The sequence below is a fragment of the Arsenicicoccus sp. oral taxon 190 genome, assembly GCF_001189535.1.
In the GTDB taxonomy this organism is placed as follows: domain Bacteria; phylum Actinomycetota; class Actinomycetes; order Actinomycetales; family Dermatophilaceae; genus Arsenicicoccus.
In genome coordinates, this window is sequence record NZ_CP012070.1 from 2760251 (window position 1) to 2785764 (window position 25514).

The 25514-nt window shown below is 73.6% G+C and carries 20 protein-coding genes, 1 pseudogene and 1 riboswitch; of the genes and pseudogenes, 11 read left to right on the top strand and 10 right to left on the bottom strand.

All coding sequences use genetic code 11. From position 1 onward, the window contains the following. Window positions 1-63: 63 nt before the first annotated feature. Window positions 64-2895 (top strand): cyanophycin synthetase, encoded by a 2832-nt coding sequence (gene cphA / locus ADJ73_RS12885; protein ID WP_050348598.1) that lies wholly within the window; start codon window positions 64-66, stop codon window positions 2893-2895. A gap of 77 nt (window positions 2896-2972) precedes the next feature. Here the strand turns inward: cphA and ADJ73_RS12890 are convergent, their stop codons facing one another. Further along, window positions 2973-5207, bottom strand: coding sequence for a tetratricopeptide repeat protein (locus ADJ73_RS12890; protein ID WP_156188233.1), 2235 nt, complete (start codon window positions 5205-5207; stop codon window positions 2973-2975). Window positions 5208-5362: 155 nt separating this feature from the next. Between ADJ73_RS12890 and ADJ73_RS12895 the strand changes: the two genes are divergently transcribed. Then, window positions 5363-7111: an ABC-F family ATP-binding cassette domain-containing protein gene (locus ADJ73_RS12895; protein WP_253272576.1), complete on the top strand. Its 1749-nt coding sequence runs from the start codon at window positions 5363-5365 to the stop codon at window positions 7109-7111. Here the strand turns inward: ADJ73_RS12895 and fabI are convergent. Then, complete coding sequence (gene fabI, locus ADJ73_RS12900) at window positions 7105-7866, bottom strand: enoyl-ACP reductase FabI (protein WP_050348599.1); 762 nt, start codon at window positions 7864-7866, stop codon at window positions 7105-7107. The genes ADJ73_RS12895 and fabI overlap by 7 nt on opposite strands. A gap of 29 nt (window positions 7867-7895) precedes the next feature. After that, window positions 7896-8618 carry a 3-oxoacyl-ACP reductase FabG gene (gene fabG / locus ADJ73_RS12905; protein ID WP_050348600.1) on the bottom strand — a complete coding sequence of 241 codons (723 nt, stop codon included), beginning with the start codon at window positions 8616-8618 and terminating at the stop codon, window positions 7896-7898. Between the two features lie 88 nt (window positions 8619-8706). On the opposite strand from fabG, the gene ADJ73_RS16700 reads away from it, so the two are divergent. Together ADJ73_RS16700 and ADJ73_RS12915 are read left to right on the top strand one after the other, a co-directional pair. Further along, window positions 8707-9066, top strand: coding sequence for a DUF3099 domain-containing protein (locus tag ADJ73_RS16700; RefSeq protein WP_253272577.1), 360 nt, complete (start codon window positions 8707-8709; stop codon window positions 9064-9066). Next, the gene (locus ADJ73_RS12915) at window positions 9063-9251 is read left to right on the top strand and encodes a hypothetical protein (protein WP_050348601.1); all 189 of its coding nucleotides are present in this window, start codon (window positions 9063-9065) and stop codon (window positions 9249-9251) included. Before ADJ73_RS16700 ends, ADJ73_RS12915 begins: the two co-directional genes overlap by 4 nt. Window positions 9252-9257: 6 nt before the next feature. Here ADJ73_RS12915 and moaA read toward each other — a convergent pair whose 3' ends face one another. After that, window positions 9258-10295 carry a GTP 3',8-cyclase MoaA gene (gene moaA, locus ADJ73_RS12920; RefSeq protein WP_050348602.1) on the bottom strand — a complete coding sequence of 346 codons (1038 nt, stop codon included), beginning with the start codon at window positions 10293-10295 and terminating at the stop codon, window positions 9258-9260. A gap of 56 nt (window positions 10296-10351) precedes the next feature. Between moaA and ADJ73_RS12925 the strand changes: the two genes are divergently transcribed. Both ADJ73_RS12925 and ADJ73_RS17870 read left to right on the top strand, forming a co-directional pair. Then, the gene (locus ADJ73_RS12925; protein WP_050348603.1) at window positions 10352-11254 is read left to right on the top strand and encodes an SURF1 family cytochrome oxidase biogenesis protein; all 903 of its coding nucleotides are present in this window, start codon (window positions 10352-10354) and stop codon (window positions 11252-11254) included. Between the two features lie 185 nt (window positions 11255-11439). Then, window positions 11440-11625, top strand: a pseudogene (locus ADJ73_RS17870) (methyltransferase domain-containing protein); the annotation flags it as partial. Between the two features lie 168 nt (window positions 11626-11793). Here the strand turns inward: ADJ73_RS17870 and ADJ73_RS12930 are convergent. The 3 genes from ADJ73_RS12930 to ADJ73_RS12940 all read right to left on the bottom strand — a co-directional run bounded on the left by ADJ73_RS12930 (window position 11794) and on the right by ADJ73_RS12940 (window position 16132). Next, complete coding sequence (locus ADJ73_RS12930; protein ID WP_253272578.1) at window positions 11794-13662, bottom strand: ABC transporter ATP-binding protein; 1869 nt, start codon at window positions 13660-13662, stop codon at window positions 11794-11796. Between the two features lie 18 nt (window positions 13663-13680). Then, a complete protein-coding gene (locus ADJ73_RS12935; protein WP_050348604.1) occupies window positions 13681-14454 on the bottom strand; it encodes an enoyl-CoA hydratase/isomerase family protein in 774 nt (257 codons plus the stop codon). Between the two features lie 79 nt (window positions 14455-14533). Next, window positions 14534-16132, bottom strand: a complete 1599-nt coding sequence (locus ADJ73_RS12940; RefSeq protein ID WP_050348605.1) for an ABC-F family ATP-binding cassette domain-containing protein — start codon at window positions 16130-16132, stop codon at window positions 14534-14536. Window positions 16133-16306: 174 nt separating this feature from the next. Here ADJ73_RS12940 and ypfJ point away from each other — a divergent pair, with 174 nt between their 5' ends. Beyond that, window positions 16307-17215, top strand: a complete 909-nt coding sequence (gene ypfJ / locus ADJ73_RS12945; RefSeq protein ID WP_050348606.1) for a KPN_02809 family neutral zinc metallopeptidase — start codon at window positions 16307-16309, stop codon at window positions 17213-17215. Between the two features lie 112 nt (window positions 17216-17327). Here ypfJ and ADJ73_RS12950 read toward each other — a convergent pair whose 3' ends face one another. Then, complete coding sequence (locus ADJ73_RS12950) at window positions 17328-19013, bottom strand: alpha-glucosidase (protein ID WP_050348607.1); 1686 nt, start codon at window positions 19011-19013, stop codon at window positions 17328-17330. A 36-nt stretch (window positions 19014-19049) separates the two neighbouring features. Between ADJ73_RS12950 and ADJ73_RS12955 the strand changes: the two genes are divergently transcribed. Next, window positions 19050-19667 (top strand): HAD family hydrolase, encoded by a 618-nt coding sequence (locus ADJ73_RS12955; RefSeq protein WP_050348608.1) that lies wholly within the window; start codon window positions 19050-19052, stop codon window positions 19665-19667. A 104-nt stretch (window positions 19668-19771) separates the two neighbouring features. Here ADJ73_RS12955 and ADJ73_RS12960 read toward each other — a convergent pair whose 3' ends face one another. After that, a complete protein-coding gene (locus ADJ73_RS12960; RefSeq protein ID WP_050348609.1) occupies window positions 19772-21499 on the bottom strand; it encodes an HNH endonuclease signature motif containing protein in 1728 nt (575 codons plus the stop codon). Between the two features lie 200 nt (window positions 21500-21699). Then, a riboswitch (FMN riboswitch) is annotated at window positions 21700-21831 on the top strand. Window positions 21832-21985: 154 nt separating this feature from the next. Here ADJ73_RS12960 and ribD point away from each other — a divergent pair. Genes ribD through ribH form a run of 3 tightly spaced genes read left to right on the top strand, consistent with a single transcriptional unit; the run spans window position 21986 to window position 24772 of the window. After that, on the top strand, window positions 21986-23029 hold the full coding sequence (gene ribD / locus ADJ73_RS12965; protein WP_050348610.1) for a bifunctional diaminohydroxyphosphoribosylaminopyrimidine deaminase/5-amino-6-(5-phosphoribosylamino)uracil reductase RibD: 1044 nt from the start codon (window positions 21986-21988) through the stop codon (window positions 23027-23029). Beyond that, complete coding sequence (locus tag ADJ73_RS12970) at window positions 23029-24258, top strand: bifunctional 3,4-dihydroxy-2-butanone-4-phosphate synthase/GTP cyclohydrolase II (RefSeq protein WP_050348611.1); 1230 nt, start codon at window positions 23029-23031, stop codon at window positions 24256-24258. Before ribD ends, ADJ73_RS12970 begins: the two co-directional genes overlap by 1 nt. A 1-nt stretch (window position 24259) precedes the next feature. Next, on the top strand, window positions 24260-24772 hold the full coding sequence (gene ribH, locus ADJ73_RS12975) for a 6,7-dimethyl-8-ribityllumazine synthase (protein ID WP_050348612.1): 513 nt from the start codon (window positions 24260-24262) through the stop codon (window positions 24770-24772). On the opposite strand, the gene ADJ73_RS12980 is transcribed toward ribH, so the two are convergent. Next, window positions 24756-25505 carry a VOC family protein gene (locus ADJ73_RS12980; protein ID WP_050348613.1) on the bottom strand — a complete coding sequence of 250 codons (750 nt, stop codon included), beginning with the start codon at window positions 25503-25505 and terminating at the stop codon, window positions 24756-24758. The two genes, ribH and ADJ73_RS12980, sit on opposite strands and share 17 nt — an antisense overlap. Window positions 25506-25514 lie beyond the last annotated feature (9 nt).

Sequence of the window (25514 nt, forward strand, 5' to 3'; positions counted from 1 at the left end):
CAAAGGGACAGCACGACGCGCGGACGCTACCGTGAGACCCCCCACCCCAGCACGGAGGTCTGCATGGATCGCGCCCGCCCCACCCCCTCGGCGCCCGCCCGCCCCGACCTGAAGGTCCTGACGCAGCGGGTCTACCGAGGACCCAACGTGTGGTCCTACGCGCAGGCGATCCACCTGGTCGTCGACCTCGGCGTCCTCGAGGAGTACCCCACCGACCTGCTGCCCGGCTTCACCGAGCGGCTCGTCGAGGCGCTGCCGGGGCTGCAGCGCCACACCTGCTCGATCGGCACGCCGGGCGGGTTCGTGCAGCGGATGCAGGACGGCACCTGGCTCGGGCACGTCGCCGAGCACGTCGCGCTGCAGCTGCAGCAGGAGGCGGGCCACGACCTGCGCCGCGGCAAGACGCGCTCCGTCCGCGGCAAGCCGGGGCAGTACAACGTGATCCTCGGCTACCTCGACGAGACCGTCGCGCTGGCCGCCTGCGAGCTCGCCGTCCGGCTCGTCAACGACCTGGTCGAGCACGACGAGGCCTTCGACTTCGAGGCCGAGCTGGACGCCTTCCTGCGGCTCGCGCAGCGGCAGGCCTTCGGGCCCTCCACCATGGCGATCCTCGAGGAGGCCGTGAGCCGCGACATCCCCTGGCAGCGGCTCAACCGCGGCTCGCTGGTGCAGCTGGGCCAGGGCGTGCACGCCAAGAGGTTCCGGGCCACCATGACCTCGCTGACGAGCGCGCTCGCCGTCGACATCGCCTCCGACAAGGACCTGACCGGGCAGCTGCTCGCGTCGGCCGGTCTGCCGGTGCCGCGGAGCGAGCTGGTCCGCGACGTCGACGCCGCCGTGTCCGCCGCGCGGCGCATCGGCTTCCCCGTGGTCGTCAAGCCGCTCGACGGCAACCACGGCCGGGGCGTCTGCCTGGACCTGCGCGACGAGCAGGCCGTCCGGGACTCCTTCGAGACCGCCCGCGAGCAGTCCCGCCGGGGCCACGTCCTGGTCGAGTCCTTCGTCACCGGCAAGGACTACCGCTGCCTGATCATCGGTGGCCGGATGCAGGCCATCGCCGAGCGGGTCCCTGCCCACGTGGTCGGCGACGGGCGGCATACGGTCTCCGAGCTGGTGGCGATCACCAACGACGACCCGCGCCGCGGGATCGGCCACGAGAAGGTGCTCACCAAGATCACGGTGGACGACGCGGCCGTCGCGCTGGTGCGCGCCCAGGGGCACGAGCTCGACTCCGTCGTCCCGGCCGGCGAGATGGTCAAGCTGGCGCTGACCGCCAACATGTCCACCGGCGGCATCTCCATCGACCGCACCTTCGACGCCCACCCGGACAACGTCGACATCGCCGAGGAGGCGGCCCAGCTCATCGGTCTGGACGTCGCGGGGATCGACTTCATCTGCCCGGACATCACCGAGCCGGTCCGCGAGACCGGCGGCGCGATCTGCGAGGTCAACGCGGCGCCCGGGTTCCGGATGCACACGCACCCGACCGAGGGCGAGCCGCAGTTCATCGCCAAGCCGGTCGTCGACCTGCTCTTCCCGCCCGGCGCGCCGTCGCGGGTGCCGATCATCGCGGTGACCGGGACCAACGGCAAGACCACCACCAGCCGGATGATCTCCCACATCTTCAAGGGCCTCGGCCGCAAGGTCGGGATGACCTCCACCGACGGCGTCGTCATCGACGAGCGCCTGGTCATCAAGGCCGACGCCTCCGGGCCCCGCTCGGCGCGCATGGTGCTGCAGAACCCCCGCGTCGACCTCGCCGTCATGGAGGTCGCCCGCGGCGGCATCATCCGCGAGGGTCTCGGCTACGACCGCAACGACGTCGCGGTCGTCACCAACGTCGCGTCGGACCACCTGGGGCTCAAGGGGATCGACACGCTCGAGCAGCTCGCCGCGGTCAAGCGGGTGGTGGTGGAGGCGGTGCCGCGCTCCGGCTACGCCGTGCTCAACGCCGACGACGAGCACGTGCGGGCCATGCGCCGCCGCTGCTCGGGCTCGATCGTGTGGTTCTCCCTCAAGGCGCCCGGCACCCCCGAGCGCACCATGATCGACGAGCACTGCCGCCGCGGCGGGCGGGCGGTCGTGCTGGAGGAGACCGAGCGCGGCGAGATGATCGTCATCCGCCAGGGCCGGCGCTCCATGCAGCTGGCCTTCACGCACCTGCTGCCGTCGACCTTCGAGGGCACCGCGCGGATGAACGTCGCCAACGCCCTGGCCGCCGCCGGCGCCGCCTTCGCGCTCGGGGCGCCGCTGCAGGACATCCGGCAGGGGCTGCGCACCTTCACCACGAGCTACTACCTCTCCCCCGGCCGCATGAACCTCCTGGCCGTCGACGGCGTGCAGATCATCGTCGACTACTGCCACAACGCCGCGGGGATGCGCATGCTGGGCGACTTCGCGCAGCGCTTCGCCGACCGGCAGGAGCAGCGCGGCGCGGGTGGGGCGGTGCGCCGCATCGGGATGGTGGCCACCGCGGGCGACCGCCGCGACGAGGACATCGCCGAGCTCGGCGCGGTGGCGGCGGAGTACTTCGACACCATCCTGGTGCGCGACGACGCCAACCTGCGGGGCCGCAAGCCCGGCGAGCAGGCCCAGCACCTGCGGCACGGGATCCAGCAGGCCCAGGCGGCCGGCACGGCGCGCTGCACCGACGACGAGGTGGTCCTCGACGAGCTCGAGGCGACCCGCCGGGCGCTCGAGCTGGCCCGGCCCGGCGACCTCGTCGTGCTCTGCGTCGACAAGCACGCCCGGGTGATGGAGTACCTCGAGCAGCGCACCAAGGTGGCGACCCCGCGCGGCGACAACGAGCAGGACGGCCCCGCCTTCGACCCCGACTTCGTGCGGGAGGACGACGCGGCGGTCGCGGGCGGCCCCGCGGTCGTCGAGCACGCCTGAGGTCACCTGCTCCTCAGGCCAGCGCGTATGCCGAGCGCGCCACCGCCTCCCGCGGTGGCGCGCTCGTCACGTGGGGGCTACCCGTGCGAGGGGTCGTCGGCAGCCTGCTCGCGCATGAGCTCCACGCGGCGGTGCAGGCCGTCGCGGTAGTAGTCGTCGTCGTCGGTCCCGGCGCGGCGCAGCACCGCGTCGATGAGGTCCGCCACGGCTGCCTGCGGCCGCCCGGCGTCGATCTGCGCGAGCGCGCGGAAGGCGGCATACGCACCGCTGTCCTGGCGGCGTGGGTCGACCGCGTCCAGCAGCGCCAGCGCCTCCGCGGCGCGACCCTGGCGGCGCAGCGCGGAGGCCTCGCTGATCCGGGAGCGGGTGCGCCAGGGCTCGTCGAGCCCGGCGTCGCGGGCCTGGCGAAAGAGCTCGATCGCGCCCTGCTCGTCGTCCAGCTCGTTGCGGTAGGCGCCGACCTCGAAGACGAGCCGGCCGTCCTCGGGCGCCCCCGACAGCAGCTCCTCCACCTGGGCGAGGCGCTCGCCGACCGGGCGGGCCGTGTCGGTGCGCAGGGCGCGCAGCACCTCGTCGTGCTCGTGCTCGCCGCGGGCCCGGCGCACCTTGGCGCGGATCGTGGCGGCGGTGTCGGGTCGCGCGCCCTGCTCGAGCAGCCACCCGTGCAGCAGCGGCCAGTCGGCGTGGGTCATGACCGCGACCACGTCGCCGTTGCCCGCCTGGGCGAGGATGCCCTGGAGGCCGTCGAGCTCGCTGGCGTAGGAGTCGACCTCGCCCACGCCGACCCGGGACAGCCCGATGCGCAGGTGCTGCTCGAGGTCCTCCATGGTGCGGTTGCGCAGGTAGTGGGTCTTGTGGACCACGTGGACCACGTCGGCCTGCGCGCCGGCCATGGCGCCCATGGCCTCGAGGATCTCGTCGGTGCGGTCCCCGCCGGTGCCGAGACCGAGGTGGAAGCGGCCGCCGGGCCGGGTCAGCCCCCGCGAGACGTCGATGAGCGCCTGCATGCCGTCCTCGTTGTGGGCCATGTCGAGGATGACGGTCGCGGTGCCGCCGCTCGGGGTGCGGACGGTGTAGCAGTTGAGCCGGCCGGGGTTGTGCTCGCCGTCGGGGGTGAAGGTGCGCAGACCCTCGACGACGGCGTCCCGGGGGACACCGAGCGCCAGCGCGGTCGCCGCGGCGGCGAGGGCGTTGGCGGTGTTGTGCCGCGACAGGCCGGCCATCGTCATGGGGACGTCGAGGAGCGGGACCAGCCGGTCCACGGCGCCGTCGTGGTCGAGCACCGCGATCCCGTCGTCGAGGACGGTGATGCCGCGGCCGCTGTCGTCGATGGCCTCGCGCAGCGCCGGCGAGGACGGGTCGAGGCTGAAGACCCAGGGCTGGGCCTCGGTGCCGGTGCGCATGGACCACACCCGCGGGTCGTCGCCGTTGAGCACCGCCCAGCCGCCGGGCCGGGTGACCTTGGTGACGATGGCCTTGACCTCGGCGAGCTGGTCGACGGTGTCGACGCCGTGCAGCCCGAGGTGGTCGGCGGTGACGTTGGTGACGACGGAGACGTCGTTGTGGGTCACCCCCATGCCCTTGAGCAGCATCCCGCCGCGGGCGGTCTCCAGGATCGCCATCTGCACCCCGGGGGCGCCGAGCACCGCGGCGGCGCCGGCCGGGCCCGAGTAGTCGCCCTCCTCCACCACCTCGCCCTGCACGAAGACCCCGGAGGTGCTCGACCAGCCGGTGCGCAGCCCGGCCGTCATGGCCATGTGCGCGACGAGGCGGGTGGTGGTGGTTTTGCCGTTGGTGCCGGTGATGGAGGCGACGGGGACCTTGGGGGTGAGCGTGGCGGGACGGTCGCCGGGGTCGGCCGCGGCGATCCGGTCGACCGCCTCGTCCAGCGCCTCGCGGGCGGCGTCCTCGTCCTCGGACAGCAGCGCCGCCAGCACCGGCCCGAGCGCCTCTGCGAGGGCTCGCCCCCGGCCGCGGCGCTGCCACGGGAAGGCGACCACGATCTCGTCGGGTCGGCTGCCGGCCCGGGTCTTGGTGGACAGGCCGCGTATGCCGGCGCCCGCCGCGAGCCGGCGCACCAGCCGTCGCGCGAGGCGCAGCGCCACCTGCTGCCGCTCCAGGGTGTGGGCGCGGCCGGGGTCAGCGAGGCGCAGCCCGAGCCGCGCCGCGAGCCGGCGGGCCTGGGGGCGGCGCAGCCCCAGGATCCCCGGGACGGCGAGGACCACCTTGATCGCCGGGCGCGTGAAGTAGAGGTTGGGGCCCTCCAGGACCCGGACCTCCAGCACCGTGATCGGCGCCGCTGCGTCAGTCATGCGCCCGATCCTAGGGGCTGCCCGGGGCCCCCGCCGCACCGTCCGGGACTGCCCGCAAACCGGTTGAACGCACGGTCACCCGGCCGTAGCGTGGAGTGGTGATCACCTCCTGACGACGCCGTCCGTGCCCCCGCCACCGTCCCCAGGAGCCTCTCGTGTCACACCCCCTCCACGCCGCCTCCGTCGGCGACGCCGACCACCTGCGGGTGGACGGCCTGTCCTGGTCCTACCCGGACCGGCGCGTCCTCACCGACGTCTCCTTCGTGGTGAGCGCGGGCGAGGTCGCCTGCCTCATCGGGGAGAACGGCTCCGGCAAGTCGACGCTGCTGCGGGTCGTCGCCGGGCTGGCCGCCCCGGACTCCGGCAGCGTCAGCGTCCCCGGCACGGCCGGCCTCTACCACCAGGAACCGCCGTACGACCTCGACCTGAGCGTGGCGGGAGTCCTCGCCGACGCGACCGCCCCCGTCCGCGCCCTCGTGGCCCAGGTGGAGCGCGAGGGCGAGGCGATGGCCGACGGCGACCCGGGCGCCGGTGCCCGGCTCGACGCGGCGCTGGAGGCGGCCCGGCGGCACCACGCGTGGGAGCTGGACCACCGCGTCGACCGGGTCGTGGCGGGTCTCGGGATCGGCCACCTGCCGCGTCAACGGCCGGTCCGCGAGCTGTCCGGCGGCCAGACCTCCCGCTTGTCGCTGGCCTGGCTACTGCTGCGCTCGCCCGACACGCTGCTGCTCGACGAACCCACCAATCACCTGGACGCCGCCGCGACCGAGCTGCTCGTCGAGCTGCTGCGCGGGTGGACCGGGCCGGTGCTGCTCGCCAGCCACGACCGCGCCTTCCTCGACGAGGTGGGCACGACCCCGCTCGACCTCGACCCGGCCCCGGCACCGCACGCGGCGGTGGCGCACGACGTGGCCTCACCCGGGTCGGGCTTCGGGGTCACGAGGTTCGGGGGCGGCTACACCGGCTACCTGCAGCACCGGATCGAGGAGTGGCAGCGGTGGTCGCGCCGCTACCGCGACGAGCAGCTGGAGCTGCGCCGGCTGCGCTCGCGGGTCCAGGAGGACCAGCGGGTGGGGCACCCCGAGCGGGGCCCGCGCACCGAGGCTCGCGGGGCGAAGAAGTTCTACTCCGACCGCAACGCCACCGTGGTGGCCCGCCGGGTCAACGACGCCGCCACGGCGCTGCAGCGGCTCGAGCGGGAGCAGGTGCGCCGACCGCCGGCACGGTTGCGCTTCACCGGTTTTGGTGACGTCAGCGAGACGCGGCAGCGGGTCGACGCGCCGCGGGGCGGCGGGCCGGTGCTGACCGCCACGGGCGTCGCCGTCCAGGGGCGCCTGGCCGGCACCGACCTCGCGCTCGGCGCCGGGGACCGGCTGCTCGTCACCGGGCCCAACGGCTCCGGCAAGTCCACGCTCCTCGCGGTCCTCGCGGGCACGCTGCCGCCGGACCACGGCACCGTCGTGCGCCAGCCGCGCCTCACCACCGGCCTGCTCACCCAGGAGCCGGCGCCGGTGGCGGACCTGGGCATGAGCGTGCGAGACGCCTACCGGGCCGCGGTCGGCGCCACCACGGCCGAGCGGGTGCCGCTCGGGACCTTCGGCCTGCTCGCCGGGCGCGACCACGAGCGGCCGGTGGGCGCGCTCAGCGTCGGCCAACGCCGCCGGCTGGACCTCGCGGTGGTGCTGGCGGACCCGCCGCAGCTGCTGCTGCTCGACGAGCCCAGCAACCACCTGTCGCTGCTGCTCGTCACCGAGCTGGAGCGGGCGCTGCCGGACTACCCCGGAGCCGTGGTGGTCGCGAGCCACGACCGGTGGCTCGACCAGGGGTGGGCGGGACGACGCCTGCGCCTGCAGGGGGATCCCCGCGAGGCGGCAGGCGCGGCGTCATACGAGCCGGGTCACTGACCCATCGCGTGGACGCCGCCATCGACGTGGACGATCTCGCCCGTCGTGGCGGGGAACCAGTCGGACAGCAGCACCGCGCACGCCTTGGCCGCGGGCTCGGCGTCCTTGACGTCCCAGCCGAGGGGCGCCCGGTCGTCCCACACGCGCTCGAACTGCTCGAAGCCCGGGATCGACTTGGCCGCGGTCGTGCGGATCGGGCCCGCCGCGACGAGGTTGCAGCGCACCCCCCGCGGGCCCAGGTCGCGCGCGAGGTAGCGGTTGGTGGACTCGAAGGCCGCCTTGGCGACGCCCATCCAGTCGTAGACGGGCCAGGCGAACTTCGCGTCGAAGGTGAGACCGACGATCGAGCCGCCCTCGCCCATCAGCGGGGCGACGGCCACGGCCAGCGACTTGAGCGAGTAGGCCGAGACCTGCAGCGCCGTGGACACGTCCTCCCACGTCGCGTCGAGGAAGCTGAAGGCCCCCTGCGGCGCGAAGCCGATGGAGTGCAGCACCCCGTCGATCCGGTCGGTGTGCTCCCCCAGCCGCTCGGCGAGGCTGTCCAGGTGGGACTGGTCGGCGACGTCGAGCTCGATGACCGGCGGGGTGTGCGGCAGCCGCTTGGCGATGGTCTGGGTGATCTTCATGGTGCGTCCGAAGCTGGTGAGGATCACCTCGGCGCCCTCCTCCTGCGCGATCCGCGCGACGTGGAAGGCGATCGAGGAGTCCATCAGGACTCCGGTGACGAGGAGCTTCTTGCCGTCGAGCATGCCCATGGGACAGGTCCTTTCGTATGACGAGCGGGTCAGTGGCCCATGCCCAGGCCGCCGTCGACCGGGATCACGGCGCCGGAGATGTAGGACGCGCCGGGCGAGGCCAGGAAGGTGACGGCGGCGGCGATCTCGTCGGCCGAGCCGAGGCGCCCGGCCGGGATGGCCTTGCGGTAGCCGGCGACGGTGTCCTCGGGCAGCACGGCGGTCATGTCGGTCTCGACGAAGCCGGGCGCGACGACGTTGGCGGTGATGCCGCGCCCGCCCAGCTCGCGGGTGATGGAGCGGGCCAGGCCGACGAGCCCGGCCTTGGAGGCGGCGTAGTTGGCCTGCCCGGGGCTGCCGTAGAGCCCGACGACGCTGGAGACGAAGATCAACCGGCCCCGGCGCAGCCGGATCATGCCCTTGGAGGCCCGGCGGGCGCAGCGGAAGGCGCCGGCGAGGTTGGTGTCGACGACCTGGTCGAAGTCGTCGTCGCTCATGCGCATGAGCAGGGTGTCCTTGGTGATGCCGGCGTTGGCGACGACGATCTCGACGGGCCCGCCCAGCAGCTCCTCCGCCGCGGTGAATGCCGCATCCACGGACTCGGTGGACGTGACGTCGCCCTGGACCGCCTGCAGCCCCTCGGGCGCCTCGCCGGAGCGGCTCGTGACGACCACCTTGTCGCCCTGCGCCACGAACGCACGGGCGATGGCGAGGCCGATGCCGCGGTTGCCTCCGGTGACGAGGACGGTCCGGGGCTCGCGCTGGTCGGTCATGGTGCTCCTCGCTGTCGGAATTGTCGCTCCGGCGACGCTAGCGGACTACCGGCCGGTAAGCCCCCTCGAGCAGTCGTACCCTGAAGGGGTGTCCAGCAACGAGTCCCCGACGCCGGCGGTCCACACCGTCACCACGGCGCCGCGCTCGCTGGCCGAGGACCAGGCGATGCGCACCAAGCGCTATCTCGTCTCCATGAGCATCCGCACCCTGTGCTTCGTCCTGCTGGTCGTGGTGGACCACCCGGTGCGCTGGCTCTTCCTCGTGGCGGCCGCGGTGCTGCCCTACTTCGCCGTCGTCCTGGCCAACGCGGTGGACCACCGCTCCGAGACCGAGATGACGCCGCTCGACCACCGGCGGTCGCTGCGCGCGGCGACCCCGGCCGACCGCGAGCCCCTCGAGGGGCGGGTCATCGAGGCCCCTCCCACCCAGCGGGACCAGCACGTATGACGGGCGACCGCTGCTCGGCCAAGGGCTGCCACGCCGACGGCCGCTGGGAGATCCGCTGGAACAACCCGTCCCTGCACACCCCCGAGCGCCGCAAGGTGTGGCTGGCGTGCGACGAGCACAGGCAGTCGCTCGCGGACTTCGTGGCGCTGCGGGGATTCCTGCGCGAGGTGGAGCCGCACCGCTGAGGGCGCTCAGCCGCCGATGGCGGACATCGGCCGGTCCGGCTGCTCGAAGTCGGGGTCGCCGATGCCGTGGCCGCGCCGCTTGACCCGCATCTCACCGGTGATCAGCGCCTTGAGGTCGTCGTCGGACGCCCCTTCCCGCAGCGGGCCGCGCAGGTCGGTCTCGGTCACCGAGAAGAGGCAGTTGCGCACCTGCCCGTCAGCCGTGAGCCGGGTGCGGTCGCAGTCGCCGCAGAACGGCCGCGTCACGCTGGCGATGATCCCGACGGTCGCCTGCTGCCCCGACAGGTCCTGGTAGCCGACCACGTCGTACAGCTCGGCGGGGGCGCTCCCCCGGGCCGTCTCCGGGCGCGCCCGCAGCTCGAACCGCCCCGACAGCCGGTCCAGCAGCTCGTCGGCCGTCACCATCTGCGCCCGCTCCCACCCGTGCTGGGCGTCCAGCGGCATCTGCTCGATGAACCGCAGCGCGTAGCCCCGGTCCAGGCACCAGCCCAGCACGTCCGCGACGCCCCCGTCGTTGATGCCGCGCATGGCGACGGCGTTGACCTTGACGGGCGTCAGGCCCGCGGCGGCAGCCGCCGACATACCGGCCTCGACGTCGGCCAGCCGGTCGCGCCGGGTGAGGTCGCGGAAGACCTGCTCGTCGATCGTGTCCAGGCTGACGTTGACCCGGTCCAGGCCGGCCTCGGCGAGGTCGGCGGCGATGCGCGCGAGGCCGACCCCGTTGGTGGTCATGGCGATCTGCGGGCGCGGGTCGAGGGCGGCGATGCGGCGCACCACGTCCACGATGGAGCGGCGCAGCAGCGGCTCGCCGCCGGTCAGACGCACCTTGGTGACCCCCAGCTCGACGAAGAGCCGCACCAGCCGGACCAGCTCGTCGTCGGTGAGCATCTCGGGCTTGGGCATCCACGGCAGCCCCTCGGCGGGCATGCAGTAGGTGCAGCGCAGGTTGCACCGGTCGGTCACCGACACCCGCAGATCCCGTGCCACGCGGCCGAATCCGTCGACGAGCGCCGGGCGCACGCGGGGATCCGGGAGAGTCGTCATAGGCTCAACCCTATGCGTCCGACGTGCTGCCACGGAATTTCCCTGGGAAGTATTCCGTGATCCGTACCCTCCTCCAGCCGCGGTGGCTCAAGCTGCTCGCCGCGGCCTTCGTGTTCCTGCTCGCCTGTATCTGGCTGGGGCAGTGGCAGCTCGGCCGCTACGAGCACAAGCAGGCCAAGGTCCACGCGATCGACCGCAACTACAGCGCCGCCCCGGCACCGCTGCGGACCCTGCTGCCGACGCCGCAGACCGGGGTGAGCGACGCGACCCTGTGGCGCCAGGTCACCATGACCGGCACGTATGACGGGTCCGCCCCGCTGCTCGTCCGCAACCGGCCCCGCGACGGCCGGCGGGGCTATGAGGTGGTGTGGCCGCTGCGGCTGCCCGACGGGACGGCGATCCTCGTGGACCGCGGGTGGCTCTCGGCCGGTGAGGGGGCCGCGGCGCAGCTGCCGACCGTGCCGCCCGCGCCGAAGGGGCAGGTCCAGGTCACCGGCTGGCTGCGGTGGGGCGAGACCGACCTCGCCAAGTCCCCGGCCCGGGGCCAGCTCGCCTCCATCAACTACACGATCGCCCAGGAGCAGGTCGACGCGCCCCTCAACCACGCGTATGTCGTCCTCGGCTCCGAGGGCGCGGTCACGGCCGGGGACGCGTCGACCGGGCTGGCCGCCCCGCCCGGGCCCGACCGGGACGAGGGCTGGAACAACGTCTCGTACTTCGGGCAGTGGTGGCTCTTCGGGCTGGTCGCCATCGGGATGGTGGTGTACGCGGCGCGCCGGGAGCACCTGGAGGGCGCGGCTGCGGCGGCCGGCCCCGGCGGCGAGAGCGACGGTGCTCACTCGGCTCACTCGGCTCACTCGGCTGGCTCGGCTCGCTCGGGTCGCTCGGTCGGCTCGACTCGCTCGGCCCGCCCGAAGAAGCCGAAGAAGGTCCGGATCTGGGACGAGGAGGACGAATGAACGACGCGAGCGGCGAGTCGGCCGGCTCGGTGCGGCAGCGTCTGGGCGGGACCTTCCGTGAGGGCGGGGCGCGCTATGCCTCGCTGCGGCCGAGCTATCCCTGGGAGGCGGTGGCCTGGGGCGTGGGGACGGCCCCGTGCGACGTCGTCGACGTGGGCGCCGGCACCGGCAAGCTGACCGAGGTCATGCTCGGGTTCGGGCACCGCGTGGTGGCCGTCGACCCCAGCGAGGACATGCTGGAGCAGCTGCGGGCGGCATACGGGCAGGTCGAGGCCCGGCTGGGCACGGGAGAGGCGACCGGTCTGCCCGACGGCGCCGCGGACGTGGTCACCTATGCGGCGGCCTGGCACTGGGTCGAGCCGGAGGCCGCGACCCGTGAGGCCGCTCGGGTGCTGCGGCCGGGCGGGCGGCTGGTGCTCCTCCCTCCCCGTCGAGAGGCGACCAATGGGGGTCATGACTCCCGGATGACCCCCATTGGTCGCCTCTCAACGAGAGGGCGGGGCGGGTCGAGGGGGCCGGGGAGGTCGGGTGCGGGGTCGTCAGTCGGTGAACTGCGTGTGGTACAGCTCGGCGTAGAGGCCGCCCCGCTCGAGGAGCTCGGCGTGGGTGCCCTGCTGGACGATGCGGCCCCCGTCGACGACGAGGATCAGGTCGGCGCCGCGCACGGTCGAGAGGCGGTGCGCGATGACCATGGCGGTGCGGCCGTGCAGCGCCGAGTCCAGGGCGCGCTGGACGGCGACCTCGGACTCGCTGTCCAGGTGGGCGGTCGCCTCGTCGAGGATCACCAGGCCGGGGCTCTTGAGCAGCAGCCGGGCGATGGCGAGTCGCTGCTTCTCGCCGCCGGAGAGGCGGTGGCCCCGGTCGCCGACCACGGTGTCCAGCCCCTCCGGGAGCGACTCGACGAGGGTGGCGACCTGGGCGGCCCGCAGGGCCCGCCATACGTCCTCGTCGGTGACGCCGGGGCGCGCGTAGTCGAGGTTGGCGCGGATGGTGTCGTGGAAGAGGTGGGCCTCCTGGGTGACCATGCCGACGACCTCGTGCAGGGAGTCGAAGGACGCCTCCCGCAGGTCGACGCCTCCGACGCGGACCGACCCGGAGGTGGGGTCGTAGAGGCGCGCCATCAGGGAGGTGATGGTGGTCTTGCCGGCGCCGCTGGGCCCGACGAGCGCGACCAGCCGGCCGGGCTCGACCCGGAAGGACACGCCCCGCAGCACGGGGCCGCCGCCGGCCCGGTCACCGGTCGCGCCGCCCTGCTCGAGCGACTCGAGCGAGATCTCGTCGGCGGAGGGGTAGGCGAAGGTCACGTCGTCGAGCTCCACCGAGACGGCGCGGTCGGGGATGGTGCGCGGGTGCTCCACCTCGCGCACCAGCGGCTGCAGGTCCAGGACCTCGAAGACCCGCTCGAAGCTGACCAGCGCGGTCATGACGTCGACGCGCACGTTGGACAGGGCCGTGAGCGGGCCGTAGAGCCGGCCGAGCAGCGCCGCCAGCGCGAGCAGGGCGCCGACGGACAGGGACCCGTCGATCGCCATCAGACCACCGACGCCGTAGACGACGGCGGTGGCGAGGGCGGCCACGAAGGTGAGTCCGGTGAAGAAGAAGGTGCGGTTGAGGGCGATGCGGACCCCGATGTCACGGACCCGACCGGCCCGCTCGGCGTAGTCCCGCGTCTCGTCCGCGGGACGGCCGAAGAGCTTGACGAGCAGCGCGCCCGCCACGTTGAAGCGCTCGGTCATCCGGGTGCCCAGCTCGGCGTTGAGGCCCATCGACTCGTGCTGCAGCCCGGCGAGACGGCGGCCCATCACCCGCGCCGGCACGAGGAAGACGGGCAGCAGGGCCAGGGCCGCGAGGGTGAGCACCCACGACTTGCTGGCCATGGCGACGACGATGAAGACGACCGAGACGACGTTGCTCACCGTGGTGGACAGGATGGACGTGAAGGCCGACTGCGCGCCGATGACGTCGCTGTTGAGCCGGGTCACGAGCGCTCCGGTCTGGGCACGGGTGAAGAAGGCGATGGGCTGGGCCAGCACGTGCCCGAAGACCTGGGTGCGCAGGTCGTAGATGAGCCCTTCGCCGATGCGGGCGGAGAACCACCGCTCCACCAGCGCCAGGGCGGCGTCGACCAGCGCGAGCACCGCCAGCACCAGCGCGATGGTGACGACGACCGAGCGGTTGCCGGGGATGACGCCGTCGTCGACGACCTTGCCGAGCAGCAGCGGGGTCGCCACCACCAGCGACGCGTCGACGAGGATGAGGACGAGGAAGACCGCGATCTGGCCGCGGTAACGGTCGGCGTAGCCGAGGACGCGGCGGGCGGTGCCGGGGGCGAGCCTGCGGTCCTTGACGGAGGAGTCCTTGGTGAGGGACCGCATCATCTGCCAGTTGCTCATCCCGGGTCCGCTCATGTGGTGCTCCTCGTCGCGTCAGCCATCGCCTCGGGCCAGCGCCGCCAGCCGGCGGACCTGCGCCTCGCGCTCGTGCCGCAGCTGGTCCCCCGGCGGCGACTCGGTCGCGGAGCGCAGCAGCGGCTTGAGCTCGCGCAGCGCCCCGGCCGGGGTGTCCAGCAGGGCCTGCACCAGGTCGCCGGTCGTCTCGTCGAGCTCGTCACGCGGCACGACCACCGTGGCCAGGCCGATGGCGTGCGCCTCGCTGGCGCCCACGAACCGGCCGGTCGCGCAGATCTCCAGCGCCCGTGCGTAGCCAACGCAGGACACGAGCGGTTTAGTCCCCGCGAGGTCCGGCACCAGCCCCAGGCTCGTCTCCCGCATGGCGAGCTGCACGTCATCGGCGCAGACCCGCAGGTCCGCGGCGAGCGCGAGCTGGAAACCGGCCCCGATCGCGTGCCCCTGCACGGCGGCCACCACGACCTGCGGCAGCTCCTGCCACACCCGGAAGGCCCGCTGGAAGCCCGCGATCAGCTCGGCGGTCGCGTCGGGCTCGCGCGACGCGGTGGCCACGAGGTGGGGCTCGTCCGGCATACCGGCCGGGGAGAGCATGCCCCGGTGCAGCCCGGCGCTGAAGCTGGCGCCCTCGGCCCGGAGCACGACGACCCGTATGTCGCCGCCCACCGCCTCCCCCACCGCCGCCAGCGCGCGCCACAGCGACGGCGTCTGGGCGTTGCGCTCGTCAGGGTTGGCCAGGGTGACGGTGAGGACCGGGCCGTCGGCGGTGACGTGCAGGTGGGGGTGCTGGGTCATGCCCAGACCCTACTGGTGGGTTCGGGACGGCGCCGGAGGACAGCGTGCACCCCGCGCACGCCGGACGTGCCGTCCCCGGTCAGGCGAGGGAGATCAGCTCGAGGTACTCCGGCCCCCACAGGTCCTCGACGCCGTCCGGCAGCACGAGGACCCGCTCGGGCTCGAGGGCCTCGACGGCACCCTCGTCGTGCGAGACCAGGACGACCGCCCCGGTGAAGGTCCGCAGGGCACCGAGGATCTCCTCGCGCGAGGCGGGGTCGAGGTTGTTGGTGGGCTCGTCGAGGAGCAGCACGTTGGCGGCGGACACGACGAGCAGCGCGAGGGAGAGCCGGGTCTTCTCGCCGCCGGAGAGGACCGCGGCCGGCTTGTCGACGTCGTCGCCGGAGAAGAGGAAGGACCCCAGCACCTTGCGGACCTCGGTCTCCCCGAGGTCCGGCGCGGCCGACTTCATGTTGTCGAGGACCGAGCGGGCGGTGTCGAGGTTCTCGTGCTCCTGGGCGTAGTAGCCGATCTTGAGGCCGTGGCCAGGCAGGATCTCCCCGGTGTCAGGCGCGTCGACGCCGGCGAGCATCCGCAGCAGGGTCGTCTTGCCGGCGCCGTTGAGACCGAGGACGACGACCTTGGACCCGCGGTCGATGGCCAGGTCGACGTCGGTGAAGACCTCCAGCGAGCCGTAGGACCGGGACAGGCCGCGCGCCATGAGCGGGGTCTTGCCGCACGGCGCGGGGTCCGGGAAGCGCAGGTGCGCCACCTTGTCCTGCGCCCGCTCGGCCTCGAGACCGCCCAGCATCTTCTCCGCACGTCGCGCCATGTTGTGCGCGGCGGTCGCCTTGGTCGCCTTGGCGCCCATCTTGGCGGCCTGCGCGAGCAGCGTGGACGCCTTCTTCTCGGCGTTGGCGCGCTCGCGGCGGCGGCGCTTCTCGTCGGTCTCCCGCTGGGCGAGGTAGGCCTTCCAGCCCAGGGTGTACTGGTCGATGGTGGCCCGGTTGGCGTCGAGGTGGAAGACCTTGTTGACCACCTGGTCGAGCAGGTCGACGTCGTGGCTGATGACGATCAGGCCACCCTTGTAGGTCTTGAGGTAGTCCCGCAGCCAGACGATCGAGTCGGCATCCAGGTGGTTGGTGGGCTCGTCGAGCAGCAGGGTCTCGTTGCCGGAGAAGAGGATTCGCGACAGCTCGACGCGCCGCCGCTGGCCGCCGGACAGGGTCGACAACGGCTGCCCCAGGATCCGCTGGTCCAGGCCCAGGGCCGACGCGATGGTGGCGGCCTCGGACTCCGCGGCATACCCCCCTGCCGCCTCGAAGCGCGCCTGCAGCTTGGGATAGCGCTCCATCGCCGCCTCGTGCGTCTCCGGGTCCGCGCTCGCCATGGCGCCCTCGGTCTCACGCAGCTTGCGGACGAGGACGTCCAGGCCGCGGGCGGACAGGATCCGGTCGCGGGCCAGGACCGTCAGGTCACCGGTGCGGGGGTCCTGCGGCAGGTATCCGACGGTGCCGGACCGGGTGACGGCGCCGCCCGCGGGCTGTCCCTCCCCCGCCAGCACCTTGGTCAGCGTCGTCTTGCCCGCTCCGTTGCGCCCGACCAGACCGATCCGGTCGCCCGGGCCGACCCGGAAGGTCGCGCTCTCGATGAGGATGCGCGCCCCCGCGCGCAGCTCGATGTCCGTCGCGGCGATCACGTGGCAAGGCCCTTCGGGTGAGGTGGGGTGCAGGTGGGTGGTTGACGCGCGACAATCGCCGCCAGTTCGCCTCGGCCAGCGAGGCAACCGGGTTAGTCTACGGGCAGGTTTCGGGGCGTCTCCACCGCGATGTCCCACGTCAGGGCGCCCGCCCAGCACGAGTCAGGAGCAAGGATGAGCTTCAACGACGACGCCCAGCTCGACACCAGCCAGGTCGAGCGAGGCGGAGGTGGGGGGATGAGCCCCGGCGGCATGATCATCGGTGGCGGTGGTGGCCTCGGGCTCCTCGGTCTGCTGGTCGTGCTGCTGCTGCAGATGTGCGGCGGGGGCAACGCCTCCCTCCCCACCGACTCGGGTGCGCAGAACCAGTCCCAGGGCCAGCAGGACCTCGAGCGCTGCAAGACCGGCGCCGACGCCAACAGCGACGTCGAGTGCCGCGTGGTGGGCACCGTCAACTCGGTGCAGGCGTACTGGGCCAAGGTCTTCCCGGAGCAGGCGGGGCGCAACTACGCGAACGCCAAGACCAGCCTCTACCAGGGGCGCGAGCAGTCCGCCTGCGGCACCGCCTCCAACCAGGTCGGCCCGTTCTACTGCCCCACCGACCGCAAGGTCTACATCGACGCCTCCTTCTTCAACCTGCTGACCAAGCAGTTCGGCGCGGACGACGGCGCGCTGGCGCAGGAGTACGTCGTGGCCCACGAGTATGGCCACCACATCCAGAACCAGCTCGGCCTCCTGCAGAAGGCGCAGCAGGACCCGCAGGGCCCGCAGTCCGGTGGGGTGCGGGTCGAGCTCATGGCGGACTGCCTGGCCGGCATGTGGGCCAAGGACGCCTCAACCGTCCCCGGCAAGAACGGCAAGCCCTTCCTCAAGCCGCTGACCCAGCAGGACATCAACTCCGCGCTGTCGGCCGCCAAGGCCGTCGGCGACGACCACATCCAGTCCTCGATGGGCTCCGGCCAGGTCAACCCCGAGTCGTGGACGCACGGCTCGTCCCAGGCCCGGCAGCGGTGGTTCATGACCGGCTACTCCAAGGGCAGCCTGCAGGCCTGCAACACCTTCGCCGTCGACCGGGTGGAGTGACCCCGGCCGAGCCGGACCACGCGACCAGGCACGTATGCCGCCAGGCCCGCACCCCCACGACGGGGGTGCGGGCCTGCTGGCGTCACCCGGCGGTGCAGCCCAGCGGTGTCACCTAGCGCCGTCCGGCCCGGCGCAGGACGACGGACTCCCAGCCCGCCAGCACGCCGTCGCAGAGAGCGGTGTCGCTGGTGGCGATCACCACCTCGGCGTCCTGCCACCCGTCGAGCAGCTCCTCCGGCACGGCCAGCGGCTCGCGGGTGAACGACGCCAGGACCAGCAGCTGCGTGCCGTCGCTCGACCGCGTGTAGGCCCACAGGTCCGGGTGCTCCATGGCGACCGGCTCGATCCCACCGCGCGAGACGACCGGCTCGGTGTGCCGCAACGCGATCAGCCGCCGGTAGTGCGCGAAGACCGACTCGGGGTCCTCGACCTGCGCGGCCGCGTTGATCTCGACGTGGTTGGGGTTGACCGCGATCCACGGCGTCCCCGTCGTGAAGCCGGCGTGCGGCGAGCCGTCCCACTGGACCGGGGTGCGGGCGTTGTCGCGGCCCTTGGCCCGGATGCCGGCCAGCAGCACCTCCGGCGCCACGCCGCGCTCGCGCGCCGCCCGGTAGTAGTTGAGCGACTCGATGTCGCGCAGGTCCTCGAGGCCGGCGAAGGGCATGTTGGTCATCCCGAGCTCCTCGCCCTGGTAGACGTAGGGCGTGCCGCGCAGCAGGTGCAGGACGGTGGCCAGGGTCTTGGCGGACCGGACGCGCCATACGGGATCGTCGTCGCCGAAGCGCGACACCGCGCGCGGCTGGTCGTGGTTGTCCCAGTAGAGCGAGTTCCAGCCGGTCTCGGCGAGCCCCACCTGCCAGGCCATCAGCGACTGCCGGACCCGGGGCATGGTGAGCGGCTGGACGTCGAACTTCCCGCCCGGCCCGCCGTCGAGGTCGACGTGCTCGAACTGGAAGACCATGTCGACCTCGCGCCGGGCGGGGTCGGTGTAGTCCCGCGCCTGCTCGATCGTCACCCCTGGCATCTCCCCCACCGTCAGGTAGGCGCGCGGGTGATCCGCGAAGACCTCGCGGTGCATCTCCTGCAGGTAGTCCTCCAGCCGCGGGCCGCACGCCACGAGCGGGAAGCCGTTGCCGAGCTCGGCGCCCTCGGCCTGCTCGCCGTCGGGCAGCCCCGGCGTCTTGGAGATGAGGTTGATGACGTCCATCCGGAAGCCGTCGATCCCCCGGTCCATCCAGCGCCGCATCATGGCGCAGACCGCCTGCCGGACCTCGGGGTTGTCCCAGTTGAGGTCCGGCTGCTTGCGGGAGAAGAGGTGCAGGTAGTACTGCCCCGTCGCCTCGTCGAACGCCCACGCGGAGCCGGAGAAGAAGGACTCCCAGTTGTTGGGCTCGTCGCGCCAGAGGTACCAGTCCCGCTTGGGGCTCTCGCGGCTGGACCGGCTCTCCACGAACCACGGGTGCTCGTCGCTGGTGTGGTTGACGACCAGGTCCATGACCAGCCGTATGCCGGCGTCGTGCGCCCGCTCGACGAGCTCGGTCAGATCCGCCATCGTCCCGAACACGGGGTCGACGTCCTCGTAGTCGCTGATGTCGTAGCCGTTGTCGTCCATCGGCGAGCGGTAGACGGGGCTGAGCCAGATCACGTCCACGCCGAGCCGCTGCAGGTGGTCGAGCCGGTCGATGATGCCGCGCAGATCCCCGATGCCGTCGCCGTCGCTGTCCTGGAAGGACTTCGGGTACACCTGGTAGACGACGGCGTCCTTCCACCAGTCGCCGGGCAGGTCGGTCTGCAGCATTGGTCCTCCGTCGATCGGGTGCGCGATGATCAGCGTATGACGACCCGCACCGTCGGCTTCGACCTCGACCAGACCCTCGTTGACTCCACCGAACGCATCGTGGAGTCCTTCCGTTCGGCCTTCCGAGCGATGCGGCTGGCCGACGTGGCCCCGTCGGCGTTCACGCCGTGGTTCGGCTACCCGCTGGAGGAGATCCTGCGGCACGTCGCCCCCGGCGTGGACCCGGCCGCGTTCGTCCCGCACTACCGGCACGCGTACGACGTCGAGCGCCCGGGGCAGGCGGGGCCGATGCCGGGCGCCCGGGCGGCACTGGAGTGGTTGCGGGACAACGGCTTCCGCGTCGTGGTGGTGTCGGCGAAGCACCACCCCGTGGTCGAGGTGGCCCTCGCCGACGCGGGGCTCGGGGACCTCGTGGACGCCTACTACGGCGACCACTTCGGGGAGCAGAAGGCGATCCCCCTGCGGGAGGAGGACGCGGCGTTCTACGTCGGCGACCACGTGGCCGACATGCACGCTGCCTCGCTCGCCGGCGTGACCGGCGTCGCTGTCGTCTCCGGGGCGCACGACACGCGGGCCCTGCGCGAGGCCGGGGCCGGGGCGGTCATCGCGTCGCTCACCGACCTGCCGGCCACGATCGAGCGGCTGCTCGACTGACGAGCCTCCCGGTCAGTCCGGCACCGGCTCGACGGCGCGGATGGGGGTCGGCCTGACGCGCGACGCCGATGGGTGGCATCGGATCGTTCCGGCTGCCCGGCGCGTCAGGCGGCGTGGGAAGGGGGATCGCCGGGTTCGACGCGAGGTGCGTCGCGAGGTGCGTCCCGAGGTGCGTCGCGGTGCTCGTGGGGTGCGCCGTCCAGGTGCTGGCCCGTCCGGGTGGTCACGTGCAGCCGCCCGTCGGCGTCCAGCTCGTAGTGCCAGTGGCCCCGCGTCTTGAGCTGGTGGTGGTAGCGGCACAGCGTCACGAGGTTGGCGGGGCTCGTCGGACCCTCCGGGTAGGGGGTGACGTGGTCGAGGTCGCACAGCTCGGCTGGACGGGTGCAGCCGGGCAGGCGGCACGTGACGTCGCGGGCCATCACGTCGGCCCGCATGGTGGGTGTCGGCACGTAGGTCTTGCTGCTCCGCTCGAACAACGTGCCGGTGACGGGGTCGTGGACCAGGCGGTGCCAGGTGCTGTCGGGGCGGAGCGCGATCTCCCTCGCGAGGGCCGCCGGGATCGGGCCGACGCCCGCCAGGTGGCCGGGGTCGTCCCGCAGACCCAGGAGGGTGAGCAGGTCCATCCGCAGGTCGACCCGGGCCGGTGCTCTGGTGGTGGCGAGGGCGGCGGCGGTGCGGCTGATCTCCTCCGCTGCGTGGCGGGCGGCCTCGGCACGTTCCTGCTCGCTCCGACGCCACGCCGCGTCCCCCGCCTCCTGCACGAGGTTGGCGAACGGTGCACCCGGGTCGTAGCCGTACGGCGTGGCGCCGTCTCCCACAGGCGGACCGCCGGAGCCCCGGGCGGCCGGGGATGCCGGGGCAGGGCCGGGTACCTCCCTGTCGTCGGGACGCGTGCCTGCGGCTGGAGCAGGCCAGGTCCTGGGAGGGACGTGGGGCTCGTGCGCCGAGCTGGCGGCGTCCGACAGGTCACCGGGCACGGTGACGCCGTGCGTGAGCAGGGCGAGCGCGATGTCCGCCCGCAGCTGTGAGAGCCGGCGTTCGTCGCCGTTGTGCTTCGCGGCCCGGGCGAGCTGCTCGATGCGAGCCCTTGCTGCCGCCACCTGGTCGGGATGGCCGCTCAGGCCGAGCCGCGCCACGCCGTGGTCGTCGACGCCGGTCCACAGGTCTCGGCTCTCGAGGCGCCGTCGGCGCTCCTGCTCGGCGGTGCGCTCGCGTGAGGTCTCGTGCACCACGTGCCGGCGCAACCGGGCGCGAAAACCCGCGTGGCTGAGCGTGGCGGCGGCGGACAGGTCGTCGGCGGCGAACCCCCTCTTGGGGGCGAGCACCGCGCCCAGGACGCGGGCCGCGGCCGGGTCGGTCAGGCCGTCGGTCTCGTCCCGCACCCAGGTGGCCCGCTCGAGCGTGGTGCGGCCGCGGGACAGCGCGCTGAGCACGGCCCCCAGGAACTCCCCCGGTGCCGCCGCCAGCCGGGATCGTCGCTGGACCTCGTGCAGGCCGAGGCCGGTCGCCGTCACGATCTCGGCGTTGGCCACGCGGTGGCCCTCGGCAAATGCCCTGGCGGCGCGGGTCGGGGACGGTTCGGGTCCCGCGTGCGCGCTCACGTCGGCGGCCACACTCTCCTGGAGCGCGGCGTGCGCGGTGATCGCCACGGCGTGCAGGTAGCCGGTCAGCCGGTGCGCCGCCACGACCCGCGCGAGAGCCTTCGCCTCCCGCGCCTCGTCGGGCGCCCCGCGCGTGCTCGCGGGGGGTGTGTCGGTGGCGGCCGCCAGGATCGTCTCGAGCGCCTCGACGACGACGTCGGGCAGACCGAGAGCACAGGTGTCGATGATCATCTGAGACCTCCCCTCCCCAACCACAACGCCCCACCGCGGGACCTGGTCCCAGGATACCTCTCCCGGGGCGGCAGGGAAAGGGGTAGGGGTGACATTTTCGCAGGTCAGAGCGGGTGCGAGCCCGCCATGAGGTGCTGCCCGCGAGACGGCGCGGCGGCCACGCCGAGCTCCGTCCCAGGCGGCTGTGGCAGACTCGGGCGTACGCGCTCCGGGGTCGGTGCAATTCCGAGCCGGCGGTGACAGCCCGCGACCCGACCACCTCTCGAGGTGGTCGGTTGACCTGGTGGAACTCCAGGACCGACGGTGAAAGTCCGGATGGGAGGCAGCGCGAGAGGTTCCCCTGCCCAGGGGTGCCTCGACGCAGGGTCGTCCTGCGGTCGGCGGTGCCGTATGCCGCCTCGGCCGCCGGCTCGCCCCTCGCCGTCGTCCCCGGAGCCTGCACAGGCCACGGCAGCAGCGACGAGCGAGACGAGCGAGAGGGACCCGATGTCCGACGACCAGCACCAGCGCGACCTGCTGCTGCTCCGACGCACCGTCGCGCTGGCCGTCCGCGGCCCGGCCGCCGACCCCAACCCGCGGGTCGGGTGCGTGGTCGTGGACCGCCACGGCGAGGTCGCGGGCGAGGGGTGGCACCGCGGCTCGGGGACGCCGCACGCCGAGCTGGCCGCCCTCGCGGCGGCGCGAGCCGCCGGGCACGACCTGGCGGGGGGCACGGCATACGTGTCCTTGGAGCCGTGCAACCACACCGGCCGGACCGGACCGTGCGCCGAGGCGCTCGTGGCGGCCGAGATCGCCCGGGTCGTCTACGCCATGCCCGACCCGGACCCCATCGCGACCGGCGGGGCGGACACCCTCGCCCGGGCGGGCATCACGACGGAGCTGGTGCCGCTGGCCGAGGCCACCAACCTCAACGACGGCTTCTGCCACGCGGTGACCCACGGGCGCCCCCTCGTGACGTGGAAGCTCGCAGCCACCCTGGACGGACGCTCGGCCGCCGCCGACGGCTCCAGCTGCTGGATCACCGGGGAGACCGCCCGCGCCGACGTGCACCGGCTGCGGGCCACCGCCGGTGCCGTCGTCGTCGGCACCGGCACGGTCCTGCGCGACGACCCGCGGCTCACGGTGCGGGCGGCGGACGGGTCCCTCGCCGAGCGCCAGCCGTTGCGCGTCGTCGTCGGTGAGCGCGAGATCCCCGCCGACGCAAGGGTGCTCGACGACGGTGCACCCACCCTGCGGATCCGGCACCGCGACCCTGCGCTGGTGCTCGCGACCCTGCACGAGCACCGGGTCCGCCACGTCTGGCTGGAGGGCGGCCCGACCGTCGCGGCCGCCTGGCTGCGCGCCGGCGTCGTCGACCGGGTGATCGCGTATGTCGCACCCGCCCTGCTCGGCGCCGGCACCCCCGCCGTCACCGACCTCGGCATCGCCACCATCGAGGAGGCGCGCCGCCTCACCACGACCGACGTCGCCGTCCTCGACGGGGACGTCCGCATCACCATGTCGACCGCCCCCGGACCGAGAGGACGCTGATGTTCACCGAGTCACCCGTCGAGGACGCCCTGGACGCGCTGCGGGAGGGCCGACCCGTGCTGGTCCTCGACGACGTCGACCGTGAGGACGAGGGTGACGTCGTGCTGGCCGCGCAGACCGTCACCCCGTCCTGGCTGGCCTGGACGATCCGGCACACCAGCGGATACCTGTGCGCGCCGATGCCCGAGGCGTGGGCGGACCGGCTCGACCTGCCGCTCATGGTGACGCGCAACGAAGACTCGCTGCGCACCGCCTACACCGTCACCGTGGACGCCGCCCGCGGTGTCACCACCGGCATCAGCGCGACCGACCGGGCCACGACCCTGCACGCCCTCGCCGACCCCGCCGCGCTCCCCCACGACCTCGTCCGGCCCGGGCACGTCGTCCCGCTGCGAGCCCGCGACGGCGGGGTGCTGGTGCGCCGCGGCCACACCGAGGCCGCCGTCGACCTGTGCCGCCTGGCGGGCCTGTCCCCCGTCGGCGCGATCGGCGAGCTCGTCCACGACAGCGGCGAGATGATGCGCGCACCAGCGGTCTTCGCCCTCGCCGCCGAGCACGACCTGCCGGTGGTCACCATCGCCGCGCTCGTCCGCCACCGTCAGGCCCACGACCGGGTGCGCCGGCAGGCCCGGACCGTGGTGCCGACGCGGCACGGGCGGTTCGCGGCATACGGCTATCGCGACGAGCTGACCGGAGCCGAGCACCTGGCGCTGGTGAGTCCGCGGGGCCTGGGCGAGGCGCCGTTGGTGCGGGTGCACTCCGAGTGCCTGACGGGCGACGCGTTCGGGAGCCTGCGGTGCGACTGCGGGCCGCAGCTCGAGCACGCGCTGGCGCGGGTCGCGGCCGAGGGCGGCGCCGTGGTCTACCTGCGTGGGCACGAGGGGCGCGGGGTGGGGCTGCTGGGCAAGCTGGCGGCCTACCGCGAGCAGGACCTCGGGGCCGACACCGTCGAGGCGCAGGAGCTGCTGGGGCTGCCGGTCGACGCCCGGGACTTCGCGGCGGGCGCGGCGATCCTGCACGACCTCGCCATCAGGCGGGTGCGGCTGCTGACCAACAACCCGGGCAAGGCCGACGCGGTCCGCGCCGCCGGCCTCGACGTCGTCACGGTCGAGCCCAGCCACGTCGGCGCCAACCCCGACAACGAACGCTACCTGCGCACCAAGCGCGACCGCCTGGGACACCTGCTCCCGGCGACCTCCCCCACCCACCAGCTCGCCCAGGAGGCATGACATGGCCGGACACGGCTCACCCACCCTGACCGTCGACGGCGCCCGGCTGCGGGTCGCGGTCGTGGCCTCGTCCTGGCACGACCAGGTCATGGGCGGGTTGCTGGACGGCGCCGCGCGAGGCCTCGCGGACGCCGGCGTGACCGACGCGGACGTGGTGCGCGTGCCGGGCTCGTTCGAGCTCCCGGTGGCCTGCGCCCGCCTGGCACCCTCGTACGACGCCCTCGTCGCGCTCGGCGTCGTGATCCGCGGGGGCACCCCCCACTTCGACTACGTGTGCAGCGCCGCGACGCAGGGGATCACGGAGGTGACGATGCGCACCGGGGTGCCGGTCGGGTTCGGCCTGCTGACCTGCGACGACGAGGCCCAGGCGCTCGACCGGGCCGGGCTGGCGGGCTCGCGCGAGGACAAGGGGCACGAGGCCGCCACGGCGGCGGTGGCGACGGCGGTCGCGCTGCGGGACCTGGCCCCGCGGGTCGTCGGCTCACCTAGGAGTACACCTAGGCCAGGCCCGTGACCGGGTCCCGGCGCGTGAGGCAGTAGGTCAGGCCGGCGGGGTCCCGCATGACGTGCCACCACGCGTGCCGCTGGACGACCTCCGCGCCGAGGCTCGTGTGCCGGGCGGTCGTCCGGTCCAGCAGCTCGGCGTCGGCCCCGACCGCGAGGTCGAGGTGCGCGCGCCCCGACTCGTCGTCCCCCTGCAGTCGTTGCACGAGCAGCTGGACCGAGCGCGGGTCGCCGGCGCGGCGCAGCAGGGTGAACTCCTCGTGCCTGGTCCCGTGCTGCACCTCCCACGCGGTGAGGCCGCTCCAGAAGGCCAGCTCTTGGTCGTGGTGATCTCCCGGCACGTCGAGGCACACCTGGTCCACCCGCTCGCCAGCGACGGGCGGTGGCAGCTCCGACTCGCCGTGCGAGGCGACGCAGCACAGGCCGATGCCGGCGGGCGAGCGCAGGACCACCAGCCCCGGCTCACGGTGCTGCACGCTCGCGCCCAGCGACTCGGCGCGCCCGGCCAGCCCGTCGACGTCGGGCGAGTGCAGGTCCACATGCACCCCGGGCGGGCCCTCCCGCAGGCCCTGGATCCGCAGCTGCGGATCTCCCCGGCGGGGCAGGAAGGTCGCGAACTGCCCGGCCTCCCCGCGGCGTGCGGACAGGCGGGTGCCGGTGGCAGCGCACCAGAAGTCGGCCGCCGTCGCCATCCGGCTCGCCGGCACGTCGACGAAGGCCGTCACCCAGCCGATCGCGGTCATGGCCGGGAT